A 15501-nucleotide genomic window follows, 5' to 3' on the forward strand; every position below is an offset into this window, starting at 1 on the left:
TCCGGCCGTGAGCCGCATACCAGTTCGGTCAAGCAAACGGCAGGTAGGCCATGTCGCGGCCGTCGACGGCGATCATTCCGCTGGGTCCGGCCGTGAAAATCTTGGCACTTGTCCGAACCTCGGCGAGCAGGTGGCCGCTCGAGGGCGACAGCGCGGCGACGCGGCTGGGCTTCGTAGTGACGATGATCACGGCGTACGGGGTCAGCGCGGCGGACGCCCCGGTGCCGGCCGGGCGGCTCCACGCGGTCTCGCCGGTGGCCATCGAGAAGCCACGCAGGGTCGCCTTGTCGGCACTGCGGATCACCGCGAAGCCGTCGTTGATCGCGAGCACCTCCTCGCCCTTGGCGCCGTGCCACAGCACCCGCCCGTCGTGGGCCGCGATGAGCTCCTGCTTGCCGACCGGGTCGACGCCGAGCACCACGTCCTCGCCGCCGGCCGGGTCGCGGTCCTGCTTGCAGCCGGAACCGTTGGACGCGGTCCGCAGGTTGAGCCCGTCCTTCTTCCAGACCGTGCCGCCGCCGGGCGGGTCGGTGGCGACCACGCCGTAATAGCAGGTGCCGTCGCCGGCCGTGCCGGTCACCGTGAGCACCCGGCCGCCGGTCACCGCGACGCGCTGATCGGCGGCGGGCTCGGCGGTCTGCACCAGCTTGCCGGTCGCCGTGTCGATCACCCGGACCTTGCGGTCGTCGGGCAGCCCGATCAGGGCCGGCATCTCCCGCGGGCCGGCCACGTCGTCGTCGATGCCGTTGGCGGTGAGCGGGTTGGTGTCGGGCAGGTCGGGGTTGGCGGCGTCGAGCACGAAGCCGATGCCGCCGGTGCTGACCCGCCAGCGCGCGGTGCCCCTGATGTCCCAGGCGGTGAGCTCGCAGTCGCCGCCCTTGGCGCAGTGCAGGTCGAGGATGCCGGTGCGGTAGGTCCAGACGGCGCTGGCCTGGGTGTCGGTGCGGCGGACCGCCCCGCTGCGGGGGTCGAGCACCTGGTAGCCCTTTTCGAGCAGCCGGCCGGTGACCACCACGGCGTCGTTGCCCTCGCCGGCCACGGCGGCCCAGTCGGCATCGCTCTTCCAGAGCTGCAGGCCCGCGGTCAGCCCGTACGCCTCGACCGAGGTGCGGTACTCGACGATCACCGAGTCGCCGGCGATGGTGACGCTCTGCGGGCTGCCGCCGATCGTCGTCTGCCAGCGGGAGACGCCCGCGGCGATCGGCTCGCTCGTGTTGATCCAGTTCCAGACCTTGGGCCACGGGTTCCAGACGCCGGTGGTCGCGAGCACGATGACCAGCACGAGTGCGGCCAGCCCGTAGCCCTTCCAGGGGCTGCCACCCGACGCCATGCGCGACACGCTAACGACGTCAATCCCACGCGCGATGGATCTCGATATGCCCGTGTCGATCCCTTATGTGCCGGATGCGGCCCGCACCAGCGGCAACGTGCGATAAGGGATCAGCTCGGCCAGCGCGATGATGGTCGATGCGCGGACGATGCCCTCGTAGCCGACGATCTGGTCGATCACCCGTTGCAGGTCGGCGTTCGAGCGGGCCACGATCCGGCAGAGCACGTCGCCGCTGCCGGTGATCGTGTGCGCCTCGAGCACCTCGGGGATCTCGGCCAGGTGATCGGCCACGGCCTGGTGCCCGTACCGCTGGCTGATCTCGAGGGTCACGAAGCTCATCACCCCGTACCCGATGGCCTCGGGAATCACCTCGGGCCCGAAGCCCTTGATCGCGCCGCGCGCGATCAGCTTGTCCAGCCTTGCCTGAACGGTTCCGCGAGCGACGGCGAGACGCCGCGACATTTCGAGTACGCCGATGCGCGGCTCCGCCGCCAGCAGTTCCACCAGCCTTGCGTCGAGAAGGTCGAGCTGGACAACTTGCATGGTCATCCAAGCAAGCTACCGGACGAGTTGCGCAGACTGCTCAGCGAAAACATCGACTATTGCCCACTGAAACGGGCAGGGGCAGCCTCTGAACATGACGCAGATGATGGAACACGAGACAACGAAGGCCGACGTCTTCCCCGTCAAGGGCGTCGACTACCTGCAGTTCCTCGTGGGCAACGCGAAGCAGGCGGCCCACTACTACTCCTCAGCCTTCGGCATGACCTGTGTCGCCTACCGCGGCCCCGAGCAGGGCTATCGCGACCACGCCGAGTACGTGCTGGTCAGCGGCTCGGCCCGGTTCCTGATCACCGGCGCCGTGCACGCGGGCGCGCCCGGCGCCGACCACGTCACCAAGCACAGCGACGGCATCCACGACATCGCGCTCGAGGTGCCCGACGTCGACGCCGCCTACCTGCACGCGATCAACGCGGGCGCCCGCGGGGTCACCGAGCCGCACGACCTCAAGGACGAGCACGGCACCGTCCGGATCGCCGCGATCGCCACCTACGGCGACACCATCCACTCGCTGGTCGACCGCTCCGGGTACGACGGCCCGTTCCTGCCGGGCTTCGTGACCCGCGCCCCGATCGTCGACCGCACCGCCGCGATCGCGGCCGGCGTCCAGCCGAAGCGCTACTTCCAGGCCGTCGACCACGTCGTCGGCAACGTCGAGCTCGGCAAGATGGACGAGTGGGTGGAGTTCTACGGCCGGGTCATGGGCTTCACCAACATGGCCGAGTTTATCGGCGACGACATCGCCACCGATTACTCGGCGCTGATGAGCAAGGTCGTCGCCGACGGCCACCGCAAGGTGAAGTTCCCGCTCAACGAGCCGGCCGTCTCGAAGCGCAAGTCGCAGATCGACGAGTACCTCGAGTTCTACGGCGGCCCCGGCGCCCAGCACATCGCGGTCGCCACCAACGACATCCTGGCCAGCGTCGACGCCATGCGCGCGGCCGGCGTCGAGTTCCTGAACACCCCCGACTCGTACTACGACGATCCCGAGCTACGCGCCCGGATCGGCGAGGTGCGTGCCCCGATCGACGAGCTCAAGAGGCGCGGGATCCTGGTCGACCGGGACGAGGACGGCTACCTGCTGCAGATCTTCACGGCGCCCGTCCAGGACCGGCCGACGGTGTTCTTCGAGCTGATCGAGCGGCACGGCTCGCTCGGCTTCGGCAAGGGGAACTTCAAGGCGCTCTTCGAAGCGATCGAGCGGGAGCAGGAGCGTCGCGGGAACCTGTAACACTGTCCGCGTGACCCAGCTTCCGGGGCCACCGCCGGGCTATCCGGCGGTGGCGCAGCCCCACCCGTACCCGCAGTACTACTACGTGCCGGTCGGGCCACCCCCGCCGATCAGCCCGGCGGGGGCGCCGCTCGCCGACTTCGGAACCCGCCTGCTCGCATACATCATCGACGCGCTGCTGGTCGGCGCGGTCGCCTTCGTCTATCTGATCGTGGCCGGCATCATGCTCGGCCTGTCGCTCGCCGGCCGGCCGACCACCGACGACCCGAACGTCTTCCTCCACCAGATCTGGCTGCCGCTGCTGCTCATCGAGGCCGGCTTCTTCGTCCTCTACCTGCTGGTGTACTACCTGTACGAGGTCGAGTTCATGCACCGGAGCGGACAGACCCTCGGCAAGAAGGCCATGAAGATCAGGGTGGTGCCGATCGACCCGTCGGCCAGGCTGACCCGCGGCATGGCGGCCCGCCGCTACCTGGTGCAGCACGTCGCCGGGATGTTCGTCCCGTTCTTCAGCTATGTCGACGGGTTGTGGCAGCTCTGGGACAAGCCCTACCTGCAGACCCTGCACGACAAGGCCGCTCAGACCGTGGTGGTTAAGGTTTCCGCATGAGCTCGTTGCCTGCCGGTTGGTACAAGGACCCGGCCGACCCCACCACCCAGCGCTACTGGGACGGTGAAGGCTGGCTCGGAAAGGCCATCCCGGCCGACGCGGTTCCGCCGGACGGGCCGCCCCCGGTCGAGGAGGAGCCCCCACCCGCCCCGGCGCCCGAGCCGGCCGTGGCGCCGGTGTCGCCATCGCAGCAGACGCCGCAGCAGCAGGCGCCGCCGGGCTGGGGCCCGATGCCCCCGCCACCCCCGGGCTGGCAGCCGCCCCCGGGCTGGCAGCCCCCGCCCGCACAGGGCCCGCCGCCGGGGCAGGGCCAGCCGCCGGCGCAAGGCCAGCCACCCACACAGGGCCCGGCGGGATGGCAGCCGCCCGCGCAGGGCCCACCGGGATGGCAGCAGCCGCCCGGGTGGCAGCAGATGTCGCCCGCCATGCGGATGGCCGCCTACCCCCACCGCGTCGAGGCGCGCCCGCACGGCTTCGCCCTGGCCGGTCTCGGCCCGCGCCTGGTGGCCCGGCTGCTCGACATCATCGCCGTGCTGCTGCTCAACGTCGTGGTCAACGGCTACTTCGCCTACCAGTGGTGGCAGGAGTTCCGGCCCATCCTGCGCGACGCCTGGAACACCGCGGCCAACGGCGGCGACGCCTCCGAGGTCACGTCGCAGGCCTCCTCCCGGATGGACGGCCTGCTCTGGGCCATGCTGATCGTGGCCACCCTGCTGTGGCTGCTCTATGAGGCGCCGGCCATCGCCGGCAGCGGGCAGACCCTCGGCAAACGCGTCATGCGCATCAAGGTGGTCGCGATCGAGAACACCGAGCCGCTCGGCTTCGGCCGCGCGTTCGGCCGCTGGGCCCGCCTCGGCCTGTGGACTCCCGCCTGGGGCTGCGCCGGCCTCGGGCTGGTCCTGCAGTTCATCGACTCGCTCTCACCCGTGTTCGACCAACAGCTCCGGCAGGCGTACCACGACAAGTCCGCCCGGACGGTCGTCATCGCCCTGCCTCCGCACGACCGGCAACCCGTCGACGCCTCCTCCACCAGCGGCGGCGGCGGCAGCAGCAGCAGCAGCAGCAGCTCGTAAGGCCCAGCCGCCGCGCAAAACGGACTAAAGGATCCTGAAATGACCCGCCTCACCCGCGCCGACCTGGACGGACTTCCCGCCTACGTGCCCGGCCGCAACCTCGCCGATCTGACCCGCGAGCTCGGCATCGCCGAGGCGATCAAGCTCGCCAGCAACGAGGTGCCGTACGGGCCGCTGCCCGGCGTGGTCGAGGCGGTGACCGACGCGATGCTCCACTCGCACCGCTACCCCGACATGGGCGCGGTCGCGCTGCGCGACGCGCTCGGCGAGCGGTACGGCGTCGCCGCCGACCGGATCGTCACCGGCTGCGGGTCGGTGGCGCTCACCGAGATCCTGGTGAAGGCGACCTGCCTGCCCGGCGACGAGATCGTCTACTCGTGGCGCTCGTTCGAGGCGTACCCGATCATCTCGGCCGGCTCGGGCGCGACCAGCGTGCGGGTGCCGAACACCGCGACCCACGGCCACGACCTCGCGGCGATGGCCGACGCGATCACCGAGCGCACCCGCCTGGTCTTCGTCTGCAACCCGAACAACCCGACCGGCACCGCGGTGCGCAAGGCCGAGATCGACCGGTTCCTCGCCGAGGTGCCCTCCGACGTGCTGGTGGTGCTCGACGAGGCGTACCGCGAGATGGTGACCGACCCCGACGTGCCGGACGGCATCGGCACCTACGCCGACCGGTCCAACGTGCTGGTGCTGCGCACGATGTCGAAGGCGTGGGGCCTGGCCGGCCTGCGGATGGGCTTCCTGGTGGCGCAGCCCGAGGTGGCCTCGGCCATCCGCAAGGTGCTTACGCCGTTCTCGACGAGCCTGGTCGCGCAGGCCGCCGCGATGGCCGCGCTCGCGCAGGAGGGCGAGGTCAAGCGTCGCTGCGGCCTGGTCGTCGCCGAGCGGGCCCGGGTCACCGAGGCGCTGCGCAAACTGCACCTGAACGTGCCGGAGAGCCAGGCCAACTTCGTCTGGCTGCCCCTGGGCGACCAGGCCGCGGCGTTCGGCGCGGTCTGCGAGGGCCGCGGGGTGATCGTGCGTCCGTTCCAGGGCGACGGTGTACGGGTCACGATCGGCACCCCGGAGGAGAACGACGCCTTCCTGGCCGCCGCCGAGGTCGCGCTCGAGCAGCTCGCCTGATCCAGTGGGCGACTGATCTAGTGGGCGGCGGCGAGGTGGTGGTCGGCCTCCTCCAGGCGGGCCGGGAAGACCTCCCGGGCCCGCGCGACCATCACCAGCGCCACCAGGGCCAGACCGGCCGCCAGCAGCGGAAGCCCGCCGAGCAGGGCCGCCGAGGCGAACCGCTCGCCCACGAACGCGCCGCCGCCGATCCCGATCTGGAACGACACCACGTACACGGCCGAGGCGGCGTCGCGGGCGCGCGGCGCGATGCGCAGCGCCGTGGCGGACAGGCAGACCGGAATGGCGCAGAACGCTCCGCCCCACAGCAGCGCGGCGAGGACGGTCGGCACCGGGCCGAGCACCGGCGCGAGCAGGGCGACCGCGACGGCCAGCGCCGCGAGGAGCAGGGTCAGCGCCGGTCCGGGCCGCCGATCGATGTGCCGGCCGACCGCGTATCCGGCGACGAGCGCGGCCGCGCCGTACCCCAGAAGCAATGCGCTCAGGCCGAAGCCCTGCAACCCGCCGTCGCGTCTCACCAGCGGGGCGATGTAGGTGTAGGCCGCGAAGTGGCCTACCACCAGGATCCCGGTGATCACGCAGAGCAGCGCCACCCGGCGATCGCGGATGATCGCCACCGAGGCCCGCAGCTGGGTGCCGAGGCGCGTCTCGCGGTCGTGCGGCAGCGGGTCGAGCGCGGGCAGCGCCCGCCGCAGCAGAAGCACGCAGACCGCGCCGCCCGCCGCCACCACGCCGACCGCCACCCGCCAGCCCAGCCATTGCCCGATCCCCGTGCCGACCGGGACGCCGGCCACGATCGCCAGCGAGTTGCCGATGAAGACCAGCGCCGTCGCCCGCCCGGCCTGTCCCGGCGGGGCGAGCCGGGCGGCGACCGGCCCGATGATCGACCAGAAGACCCCGTGCGCCAGCGCGCAGACCAGCCGGGTCGCCGCGAGCACGAGGAAGGTCGGCGCGAAGGCGGCCGCGCCCTGCGAGACCACGAAGATCGCCATGGTGATCGCGAGCAGCAGATGCCGCGGCACCCGCATGGTGAGCGCGGTCAGCGGGATGGTGCTGATCGCGGCGACCACGGCGTAGCTGGTGAGCAGCAGTCCGACGTGCGCCTCGTCGACGTGCAGGCCGTCGGCGATCTGCGGGAGCAGCCCGACCGGCAGCGTCTCGGCGGTGACGAAGCAGAAGGCGGAGGCCCCGAGGACGGCCAGCGCCGGGCGGTTCATGGTCACTCTCGCAGATTAAGCTCTTGATCAGAGCAAAAGAAGGGAACGGGATGTGACGACGCGCTCAACCGAGCTGCTCCGGGTCGCGCACACGCGCCCGGGCGTCACTCGCGCCGACGCCGCGAGGCTGGTGGGGGTGGGCACCGGCGCGGCCACCGAGATCGTCGCCCGCCTCGCGCAGCAGTCCCTGCTCGCCGAGGCGCCGGCCGCACCCAGCGGCAATCGCGGCCGCCCCACGACGGTGCTCGTGCCGCATCCCGCCGGCCCGCTGGTGCTGGCCGTGGCGATCACCCACGAGGCCTGGCGGGTCGATGTGGTGGAGCTGGGCGGCAAGGGCCTGACCTCGGCGACCGGCCGGCACGCCGGCGCCACGTGGGTCGCGGTGACTGCCGCGGTCACGGCCGCGGTCGAGGCACTTCAGCACGCGTACGTCGGCAGACTGCGCGCGATGGGCGTGTCGCTGCCCGGCACGGTCTCCCCCGCGCTGCGCCTGACCGCGAGCAACCTGGGCTGGGACGACGTGGACCTGACCCCGCTGTGGCCCGGCGATGTCCTCGCCGCCGGCAACGACGCCACCTTGGCCGCCACCGCGGAATCCCACCGAGGCGCCGCGGCGGACGCGACGGTGGCCCTGCACCTGCGCATCGAGGGCGGCCTGGGCGGCGCCGTGGTCGACCACGGCCGAGCCCTGCTCGGCGCCCGGGGCGCCGGCGGCGAGTTCGGCCACATGCCCTTCGGCGACCCGGCGGTGGCCTGCCCGTGCGGCGCCACCGGCTGCTGGGGCACGGCGGTGGACGGCACGGCCCTGGCTCGCCTGCTGGGCAAGCCCGCCCCGCCCGACCCGGTCAGCTACGCCCGCCGCGTGATCGCCTCGCCGGATCCGGCATCGCGCGCGGCGGTGCGGACGGTCGCGGCCGCGCTGGGCCGCGGCATGGCCGGCCTGGTGAACGGCTTGGATGCCGACCTGGTGACGCTGGGCGGCATCGGCGTGGACCTGCTGGCGGCGGCCCCGGCGGAGATCGACGCGGCCTATCGGGCCGGCCTGATGCGGGTGCACCGGGCGGCGCCACCGCCGGTGGTCCCGGCGGCACTAGGCGACGACGGCCCGATCGCGGGAGCGGCCGAGGAGGCGTGGACACGGCTGCTGCCGGAACTCGCCTGACCGCCGGCCGGGCCGTTCACGGCAACTCATCATCGTGGGCAGATGCGGCCGGCTTCCCGTGGGCGCTGCCGGCCGGGGTCAGCGCAGGTCGGCGGCGAAGAGCCGGCCCGTGTGCCCCGCGAACATCGCCTCGGGGTCGGTGTAGTCGGCGGTCACCGCGTACAGCGTCCGCTGGTCGTCCGAGATCGCGCAGTCGAAGGCGCCGTCCGGCAGCGGAATCGTAGCCAGGATCTCGCCGCCCTCGCGGACCCGGCGGCAATGCTGGTTGGGCACGTCGGCATACCAGACCGCACCCGTGGCATCGAGGCAGATGCCGTCGGGCGCCGAGCCGGGCAGGTCGGCCCAGACCCGGCGGTTGGTCGGCCCGCCATCGGCAGCGATGTCAAAAGCGGTCAGCCGGGCGGCATGCGACTCGGCGACAATCAGCGTGGCGTCGTCGGCCGTGACCGCCATGCCGTTGGGGAAGAGCAGCCCGTCAGCCACCTGGCGGGCCGCGCCGCCGGGAGTCACTACGGCGACGATGCCCGGCGCCGGCGCCCCGCCCGGGAAGTCATAGCCGATGTTGTTGACGAAGGCGTTGCCCCGCGAATCGGCGGCGATGTCGTTCCACGGGTGCGCCGCGTCGATGTGCCCCAGGTCGGCGTGGACCTGGCCGTCGCGCAGCAGCCGCGCGCCCGGCCCATCGAGGATCAGCAGTTCGCCGCCGGGCAGCCAGTCGATGCAGAACGGCAGGCCGGGCATGCGGGCCACCACGGTCGGCTCGCCGTCGGAGAGACGGATCACCTCGCCCGCCACCCAGTCGCAGAACCACAGATGATCCTCGTGCCAGCGGGCCGACTCGCCCATGACTATTCCGGTCAGCACCACCCGCGGGTCCGCCATGCGACCACAGTAGTCACAGCGCGGCCACGACCACGGTGTCGACCGAGAAGTAGTAGCCGGGGGTGTCCGGATCATCCGGGCGGTCCGGCGCGAGCCGCTCGACCGCCATATGGTGATCGGTCACCTGCCAGCGGCCGGGATCCCACCTGGTGCCCTCGCGCACCAGCTCGAGCGGGAACGAGGCGATGACCGCGCCGGTCCGCGGGTCGGCCAGCAGCAGCGTGCGGCCGGGCGTGAGCAGCACGACGCGCCCGGCCGCGGCCCCGAGGACCCGGCTGCCGGCGGGATAGTCGTGGCGCGCCGCGCCGGTGACCGCATCGACCGCGTGGCCGTCGGCGGAGACCACCAGGCCGGCCGCGACGGTAGCGTCGGGGCGATCGAGCGGCGCCGAGCGGACAGGCTCGGGCGAGGTGGTGAGCCAGCCGTGGCCGCTGCCGTCGCGCAGCCCGGCGCACGACGACGAGGCGACATCGCAGCCCACCGGCGTGTATGGCCCGGGCGGGAACGAAGCGACGGGCGTTCTGCTGCCGGCGTCGTAGACACCCGACGGGCAGACAACCTGAGCCGCGGCGGTCGTGAAGGCCTGCGCGCAGGTCGCGCTCCAGAGTGGGGTTCCGGTGCTCATCGCGTACGCGAAAAGCTGCCCACCCGCCGTGACCAGCACGCTCGGCCCGGCCACCCGCAGGCCCGCCGGCGCCCACACGGTGGCCGAACCCGTGCGATGTCCCTCGAAGCCCGGCCCCGAGGGCCCGGACACCCGCCAGATGATCTTGCCGGTACCCCCGTCGATCGCCACGAGGTCGCCGTCCGACCAGCGGCTGACCACCGTCGCGCCCGACGCGACCAGTCCGGAGAGCTGCTCGGGCCAGCGCCGGAAGCTCCAGATCGCGGTGTAGACCGTCTCGGCGTCGACCGGCGCGTCGGCCCGGACCTGACGCTTCGACGCGTAGACCCGGATCTTGTCGCCGACGATCAGTGGGGCGATCCCGAGCTGGCCGGTGGTGTGCGGATGTTCCGCGTGGGCGGTCGGGTAGGGCGGCGCGACGGTCGCCAGCACCTCGGCCGGTTTGAGGACGCGCCAGCCGATCAGCACCGCCGCGGCTGCCACGACCAGCGCGAACAGCGACCGCAGCAGCACCCGTGACACCAGCAGAGACTATGTCAGGCCGCGGCGGCCAGATCGTCCAGGTCGCGCCGGAGGGCGCCCTCGGCCGTGCCGGCCGCGAGACCGCCGAAGATCAGCGCGAGGAAACGGCCGGCCGGCGCGGTCGCGCTGCCGTCCTGCACGACGGTGACCATCGTGCCGCCCTTGTGCCGGCCGGCGACGACGGGCACGAACGAGTACGTCATGCGGTAGTCGGCGCCGATGCCGGGCGAGGTGACCACGAACCGCTCGGGGATCACGCACTCCAGAACCCGGAACTCCTCGGTGATCTCGCCGCCGTCGGCCATCCGGCGGGTCTCGCGCCAGGTGGCGCCGGCGCCGAACGGGCCCGGGGTGAGCACCTCGACGGCGGCGACCGCCGACAACCATTCGCGCCGGCGAGCCAGATCAGTGAACACCTGCCAGACCGCGGCGACGGGCGCCTCGACCAAGCGTGTCACCGCGACCGTCGACATAGCGTGACCTCCCGCGTACACGCTACGAGGGTAAGACGCTCAGCACTAGGGGAGTACGGTTCCGGTCACTTCGCCCAAACCGATTTCCACGCCGGCCGCGCCGATCGCGGTTCCGGCGATGGTGACCTTGTCGCCGTCCTCGAGGAAACCGCGGGTGCTGCCGTCGGAAAGCTTCACCGGCTCGGCGCCGTTGACGGTGAGCTCGAGGAACGACCCGACCTGGTCGCGCCGCGGACCGGAGACGGTGCCGGAGGCGAACAGATCGCCCGTGCGCACCGAGGCGCCGTTGCTGGTCAGGTGGGCCAGCTGCTGCGCTGCCGTCCAGTACATCGAGGCGAACGGCGGCGAGCTCACCCGCGTGTCGTTCCACTCGACCGAGAGCCGCAGGTCGTAGGCGGGGCCGGCGGGCTGGAGATAGGTCAGTGGCTGTGGATCTTGCCGCGGATGATCAAGGGCGGTCAGTGCGGCGAGAGGCACGACCCACGGCGAGACCGATGTGGCGAAAGATTTCGCCAAGAAGGGACCCAAGGGTCGATATTCCCAGGCTTGGATGTCACGAGCCGACCAGTCGTTGACCAGCGTGATGCCGAAGACGTGGTCGGTGAAGTCTTCCGTTCGCAACCGCCGCCCCGGCACGCCGACCACGAACCCCACCTCGGCCTCGATGTCGAGCCGCCGGCTGGGGCCGAAGACGCCCGGCCCGAGCTGCCCCGACGGCCGCCGGATCGGAGTGCCCGAAACCACCACCGTGCTCGACCGGCCGTGATACCCGATCGGCAGATGCTTCCAATGCTCGGGCAGGCCGGGCGAGTCGGGCCGCAGGATCGCCGACACGTTCAGCGCGTGCTGTTCCGACGAGTAGAAATCGGTGTAGTCGGCCACCTCGAACGGCAGGTGCAGCGTCACCTCGCTCAGCGGGATCCGCTCGGGCCCGGCCGCGACGAGCTCGGCGATCGCCGCGCGCGCCGCCGTCCACTGTGCCCGTCCGGCCGCCATCAGCGGGTTGAGTGAGGGCTGGTCGAGCAGGCCGCCGAGCGACGAAAGATCAATGACGGACGACCCCAGGCGTACGCCGAGACGCGGGCCCTCGCGGGGCCGGCTGAACACGCCGTACGGAAGATTTTCGATGCCGTAGCGACTCATTGACGGCCTCCGTTGATCAGGCCGAGCCGGACGAGCTCGGTGAGCGGTTCGACCACGTTGGCCGCGCCGAAGCCGACGAACAGCGGCCGCGGATCTTCGCGCCGGAGCCGGGCCGGCTCGACCAGCGGCAACGGGTGGGTGGCGGCCAGCACCTCGGCCACCTCGGCCACCTCGGCGCCGTCGGTCGCGAGGATCGAGGCGGCCAGCACGTTGAGGAAGCCGTGGTGCGTGAAGCCGGTCTCGGGGTCGGTGTGCCGGATCGCGTGCCGCTGCCCCGCGGCCAGCCGGAACGGCAGTTCCCGGTCGCGGCAGGCGCACAGCACGGCGGCCAGCTCGACCGGAGTCGGGAACAGCTCGGCCGCGAGCCCGCCGACCCGGAACTTCGGGGCCAGGCGCAGACCCTCGGCGCGGCACTCAGCCACCGTGTCGAGGGCGGCCAGCAGTCCCCAGCTCAGCGGGATCTCGGCGTACACCTCGAGGTCTTTGTCGTTGCCGGCGAGAGAGCGCAAGCCGGCCAGCCCGGGCTGCGGGTCCTCCCCGCGACGGGCCACCGCCACCTCGATGTGGAAGACCACGGCGCCGCCCGACCGCAGCTTCTCCACCGCGGCCGGCACCGCGCCCACCGGGACGTCGCCGATGAGCGCGACCGGCAGTTCCCGGGCCGGGGGCTCGCCATCGATCAGCGACGCCGGGACCAGCAACGGCCCGAGCAATCGGGCGAACCAGGCTGCTCGATGCTCGCCGTGCTTGGCCACGGCGTCGGGCAGGCTGATGAAGCTGGGTGGGAGCAGGGACGCGTCATCGACCAGCCCGGCGAAGAGCGTTGGCACCAGCGTTGACACGAAACTGAACCTAATAGACGCTTCGAGAAGCGGACAACCACGTCCGCTATGTCGGATTTTACCGGCTGGGCCCTTCTGTCCGGCTGGATCGGCTTATGAGGTGGGAGGCAACGATGCCGTACTACCGCAGCGTCGGCGAGGTGCCACACAAACGGCACACTCAGTTCCGGCGCCCCGACGGCGGCCTGTACGCCGAGGAGCTCATGGGGCAGGAGGGCTTCTCCTCCGATTCGTCCCTGCTCTATCACCGGCACGCGCCGACCGCGATCGTGTCCGCTTCCGAGTTCTCGCCGCCGGCCGCGGCACAGCGGCCGAACCTGCCGCTCAAGCCGCGCCACCTGCGCACGCACAAGCTCGACGAGGGTCCCGCCGACGCGGTCCTCGGCCGGCGGCAGCTGCTGGCCAACAACGACGTCCGGATCGGGTACGTGATCGCCGACCGGCCCTCCCCGCTGTACCGCAACGCGGTCGGCGACGAGTGCCTCTACATCGAGGAGGGCACCGCGATCATCGAGTCGACGTTCGGCCGCCTCGAGGCCGGCACCGGCGACTACGTGATCATCCCGACCTCGGTGATTCACCGGATCGTGCCGCAGGGCCGCCCGGTGCGGATGCTCACGGTCGAGGCCACCGGGCACATCGGCCCGCCCAAGCGCTACCTCTCGGTGCGCGGGCAGTTCCTCGAGCACTCGCCGTACTGCGAGCGCGACCAGCGCGCGCCCGCCGACCCGCTGCTGGTCGACGAGACCGACGTCGAGGTGTACGTGAAGCACCGCGCCGGCTGGACCAGGCACGTCTACGCCCACCACCCGTTCGACGTGGTCGGCTGGGACGGCTGCCTCTACCCGTGGGCGTTCTCGATCCACGACTTCGAGCCGATCACCGGCCGCATCCACCAGCCGCCGCCGGTGCACCAGACCTTCGAGGGCCCCAACTTCGTGGTCTGCTCGTTCGTGCCCCGCAAGGTCGACTACCACCCGCTGGCGATCCCGGTGCCGTACAACCACCACAACGTCGACTCGGACGAGGTGCTGTTCTACACCGGTGGCAACTACGAGGCGCGGCGCGGCTCCGGCATCGAGCAGGGGTCGATCTCGCTGCACCCGTCGGGCTTCACCCATGGCCCGCAGCCCGGGGCGGTCGAGCGGGCACTGGGCGCCGAGGCGTTCGACGAGCTGGCGGTCATGGTCGACACGTTCCGCCCGCTCGACCTGTGCGAGGCGGGACTGTCCGTCGAGGACACCGGCTACGCGTGGACCTGGAGCCGCAACTGACCTTCGCGGACGGCCGGTGACCCGGGGCCGGGCGAATCCGGCCCCGGGTTGCCGCCTCAGCCGATGTGGAAGCTCTCGCCGTAGACCTTGAAGTCGAGCGGCGTGTTCAGGTCGAAGTTGCCGTTGTTGAGGAAGACCCGCTGCGCGGTGTCCACCCGGGACGTGTCCGAGTGGGCCTCCTCCTTCTTCATCTCGATGACCCGCTCGTCGAGGAACGCGTTGAGCCAGGCCCGCTCGTCGCCGCCCTGGGACGGCGGCTTCGCCTTGCCCAGCGCGCGACTGCGGATGGCGCGCATGCCCTCGTACCCGTGCATGACCGCCGCGTCGTAGTAGGCGAACTGCCCGAGCGCCCGCACGCCGTCGCTCCTGCCGTCACGCACCGACGGGTTGAAGTAGACGCGGTCGCGCTCGGCCTCCTGCGCGGCCCGGAACACCGAGTCGGCCGCCGCGGTCTTCCAGTCCCGGGTGAAGTTGGGGTCGAGGCCGCTGTGCGAGTCCGTGCCGTCGACGTTGCGCAGCGCCGGGAGGTACTTGGCGAGCACATTGGACGGCTTGGTGTTCGTGTACGCCTCGACGAGCTCGAGCATGTCGCCGGTCCCCGAGCAGAAGCCGATGATCCCGGCGGTGTAGCCCCGCCCGTCGCCGATGTCCTCGATGTACGAGAACTGCGCCCGCCAGTCGAGCGACGAGTTCTCGGCCGCCGAGACGATCTGCATGGCGACGTCCTTCTTCGCCGGATCGTCCAGGTTCTTGCCCGAAGGGGCAGTGGTGGGCGGACTGGTGGGTGTAGTTCCGCCGGGCATGGTCCAAGTCTGGTTGGCGGTGTTGGTGCAGGTCCAGATCTGGAGCCGGGTGCCGTTCGCCGAGCTCTGCCCGGTGGCGTCGAGGCACTTGCCCGACCCGGTGTTGACCAGCGCGCCGTTGGAGACGGTCCATTTCTGGGCGCCGGTAGCGTTGCAGTCGTACAGCTGGATCTTCGCTCCGTTCGTCGTGGACGCCGCGGTCACGTCCATGCACTTACCGAGCGCCCGGATCGTGCCGTCGGTGTTGCCGACGGTCCACTGCTGGGCGGCGCTGCCGTTGCAGTCGTAGAGCTGGATGGCGGTGCCGTTGGCGCTGGCGGCGCCGGCGACGTCGATGCACTTGCCGCCGATTCCCTTGATCGGCCCGGCGGTGGCGGCACTGGCCGGCAGCAAGCCGAGAACTACGGCTGCCGCGGGGATGACCAGGCCCAATGAGGCGTACGCGAGTGTCCTCACGCGGTTCATGGCGCTCCTCGAAGAGGGGGATTACGGGGATGGCGCGCGCGTTGGATCGAGACGCTACAACTGTTAAAGAGGTTTATCAATCCCCGTCGATGGCGGGGTCTAGGCTGCCCGGAGTGGGCCTTGACACATGCCGGGCCCGTGCCTACCGTCCGTTGCAACT

At 71.5% G+C, this 15501-nt stretch carries 15 protein-coding genes; 6 read left to right on the forward strand and 9 right to left on the reverse strand.

Annotated elements, in window-relative coordinates; genetic code table 11:
* Positions 1-28: 28 nt before the first annotated feature.
* Positions 29-1330, reverse strand: a complete 1302-nt coding sequence (locus ACIA5D_RS35275; protein WP_396034735.1) for a PQQ-binding-like beta-propeller repeat protein — start codon at positions 1328-1330, stop codon at positions 29-31.
* A gap of 63 nt (positions 1331-1393) precedes the next feature.
* Positions 1394-1879, reverse strand: coding sequence for an Lrp/AsnC family transcriptional regulator (locus ACIA5D_RS35280; protein ID WP_396034736.1), 486 nt, complete (start codon positions 1877-1879; stop codon positions 1394-1396).
* 88 nt (positions 1880-1967) lie between these two features.
* Here ACIA5D_RS35280 and hppD point away from each other — a divergent pair, with 88 nt between their 5' ends.
* The 4 genes from hppD to hisC are packed head-to-tail and all read left to right on the forward strand — an operon-like array spanning position 1968 to position 5933.
* Entirely contained in the window at positions 1968-3122 is a 1155-nt protein-coding gene (gene hppD, locus ACIA5D_RS35285) for a 4-hydroxyphenylpyruvate dioxygenase (protein ID WP_396034737.1), read from the forward strand.
* A 10-nt stretch (positions 3123-3132) separates the two neighbouring features.
* Positions 3133-3732: an RDD family protein gene (locus tag ACIA5D_RS35290; protein ID WP_396034738.1), complete on the forward strand. Its 600-nt coding sequence runs from the start codon at positions 3133-3135 to the stop codon at positions 3730-3732.
* The gene (locus ACIA5D_RS35295) at positions 3729-4805 is read left to right on the forward strand and encodes an RDD family protein (protein WP_396034739.1); all 1077 of its coding nucleotides are present in this window, start codon (positions 3729-3731) and stop codon (positions 4803-4805) included. The genes ACIA5D_RS35290 and ACIA5D_RS35295 overlap by 4 nt, the downstream gene beginning before the upstream one ends.
* A 39-nt stretch (positions 4806-4844) precedes the next feature.
* The gene (gene hisC, locus ACIA5D_RS35300) at positions 4845-5933 is read left to right on the forward strand and encodes a histidinol-phosphate transaminase (RefSeq protein WP_396034740.1); all 1089 of its coding nucleotides are present in this window, start codon (positions 4845-4847) and stop codon (positions 5931-5933) included.
* A 17-nt stretch (positions 5934-5950) separates the two neighbouring features.
* Here the strand turns inward: hisC and ACIA5D_RS35305 are convergent, their stop codons facing one another.
* Positions 5951-7150: an MFS transporter gene (locus ACIA5D_RS35305; protein WP_396034775.1), complete on the reverse strand. Its 1200-nt coding sequence runs from the start codon at positions 7148-7150 to the stop codon at positions 5951-5953.
* A gap of 52 nt (positions 7151-7202) precedes the next feature.
* On the opposite strand from ACIA5D_RS35305, the gene ACIA5D_RS35310 reads away from it, so the two are divergent.
* Positions 7203-8312 carry an ROK family protein gene (locus ACIA5D_RS35310; protein WP_396034741.1) on the forward strand — a complete coding sequence of 370 codons (1110 nt, stop codon included), beginning with the start codon at positions 7203-7205 and terminating at the stop codon, positions 8310-8312.
* 78 nt (positions 8313-8390) lie between these two features.
* On the opposite strand, the gene ACIA5D_RS35315 is transcribed toward ACIA5D_RS35310, so the two are convergent.
* The 5 genes from ACIA5D_RS35315 to ACIA5D_RS35335 are packed head-to-tail and all read right to left on the reverse strand — an operon-like array spanning position 8391 to position 12799.
* Positions 8391-9194, reverse strand: a complete 804-nt coding sequence (locus ACIA5D_RS35315) for an SMP-30/gluconolactonase/LRE family protein (RefSeq protein ID WP_396034742.1) — start codon at positions 9192-9194, stop codon at positions 8391-8393.
* Between the two features lie 13 nt (positions 9195-9207).
* Positions 9208-10341 (reverse strand): PQQ-binding-like beta-propeller repeat protein, encoded by a 1134-nt coding sequence (locus ACIA5D_RS35320; RefSeq protein ID WP_396034743.1) that lies wholly within the window; start codon positions 10339-10341, stop codon positions 9208-9210.
* Positions 10342-10355: 14 nt separating this feature from the next.
* Positions 10356-10814 carry an SRPBCC family protein gene (locus ACIA5D_RS35325; protein WP_396034744.1) on the reverse strand — a complete coding sequence of 153 codons (459 nt, stop codon included), beginning with the start codon at positions 10812-10814 and terminating at the stop codon, positions 10356-10358.
* A gap of 45 nt (positions 10815-10859) precedes the next feature.
* Entirely contained in the window at positions 10860-11957 is a 1098-nt protein-coding gene (locus tag ACIA5D_RS35330) for a fumarylacetoacetate hydrolase family protein (RefSeq protein WP_396034745.1), read from the reverse strand.
* Positions 11954-12799 carry a hypothetical protein gene (locus ACIA5D_RS35335; protein WP_396034746.1) on the reverse strand — a complete coding sequence of 282 codons (846 nt, stop codon included), beginning with the start codon at positions 12797-12799 and terminating at the stop codon, positions 11954-11956. Before ACIA5D_RS35335 ends, ACIA5D_RS35330 begins: the two co-directional genes overlap by 4 nt.
* Before the next feature lie 113 nt (positions 12800-12912).
* On the opposite strand from ACIA5D_RS35335, the gene ACIA5D_RS35340 reads away from it, so the two are divergent.
* Positions 12913-14073: a homogentisate 1,2-dioxygenase gene (locus ACIA5D_RS35340; protein WP_396034748.1), complete on the forward strand. Its 1161-nt coding sequence runs from the start codon at positions 12913-12915 to the stop codon at positions 14071-14073.
* A 56-nt stretch (positions 14074-14129) separates the two neighbouring features.
* Here the strand turns inward: ACIA5D_RS35340 and ACIA5D_RS35345 are convergent, their stop codons facing one another.
* Positions 14130-15341: a chitosanase gene (locus tag ACIA5D_RS35345; protein ID WP_396034749.1), complete on the reverse strand. Its 1212-nt coding sequence runs from the start codon at positions 15339-15341 to the stop codon at positions 14130-14132.
* Between the last annotated feature and the right edge of the window lie 160 nt (positions 15342-15501).

Origin of the sequence: Actinoplanes sp. NPDC051513 (assembly GCF_044454685.1) — a bacterium.
GTDB lineage: Bacteria > Actinomycetota > Actinomycetes > Mycobacteriales > Micromonosporaceae > Actinoplanes.

Bases quoted from the DNA above. Each gene is read 5' to 3' on its own strand.
- hisC (WP_396034740.1), top strand. From the start codon at position 4,845: ATGACCCGCCTCACCCGCGCCGACCTGGACGGACTTCCCGCCTACGTG.
- ACIA5D_RS35345 (WP_396034749.1), bottom strand. From the start codon at position 15,341: ATGAACCGCGTGAGGACACTCGCGTACGCCTCATTGGGCCTGGTCATC.
- ACIA5D_RS35325 (WP_396034744.1), bottom strand. From the start codon at position 10,814: ATGTCGACGGTCGCGGTGACACGCTTGGTCGAGGCGCCCGTCGCCGCG.
- hppD (WP_396034737.1), top strand. From the start codon at position 1,968: ATGACGCAGATGATGGAACACGAGACAACGAAGGCCGACGTCTTCCCC.
- ACIA5D_RS35275 (WP_396034735.1), bottom strand. From the start codon at position 1,330: ATGGCGTCGGGTGGCAGCCCCTGGAAGGGCTACGGGCTGGCCGCACTC.
- ACIA5D_RS35305 (WP_396034775.1), bottom strand. From the start codon at position 7,150: ATGAACCGCCCGGCGCTGGCCGTCCTCGGGGCCTCCGCCTTCTGCTTC.
- ACIA5D_RS35315 (WP_396034742.1), bottom strand. From the start codon at position 9,194: ATGGCGGACCCGCGGGTGGTGCTGACCGGAATAGTCATGGGCGAGTCG.
- ACIA5D_RS35280 (WP_396034736.1), bottom strand. From the start codon at position 1,879: ATGACCATGCAAGTTGTCCAGCTCGACCTTCTCGACGCAAGGCTGGTG.
- ACIA5D_RS35330 (WP_396034745.1), bottom strand. From the start codon at position 11,957: ATGAGTCGCTACGGCATCGAAAATCTTCCGTACGGCGTGTTCAGCCGG.
- ACIA5D_RS35295 (WP_396034739.1), top strand. From the start codon at position 3,729: ATGAGCTCGTTGCCTGCCGGTTGGTACAAGGACCCGGCCGACCCCACC.
- ACIA5D_RS35340 (WP_396034748.1), top strand. From the start codon at position 12,913: ATGCCGTACTACCGCAGCGTCGGCGAGGTGCCACACAAACGGCACACT.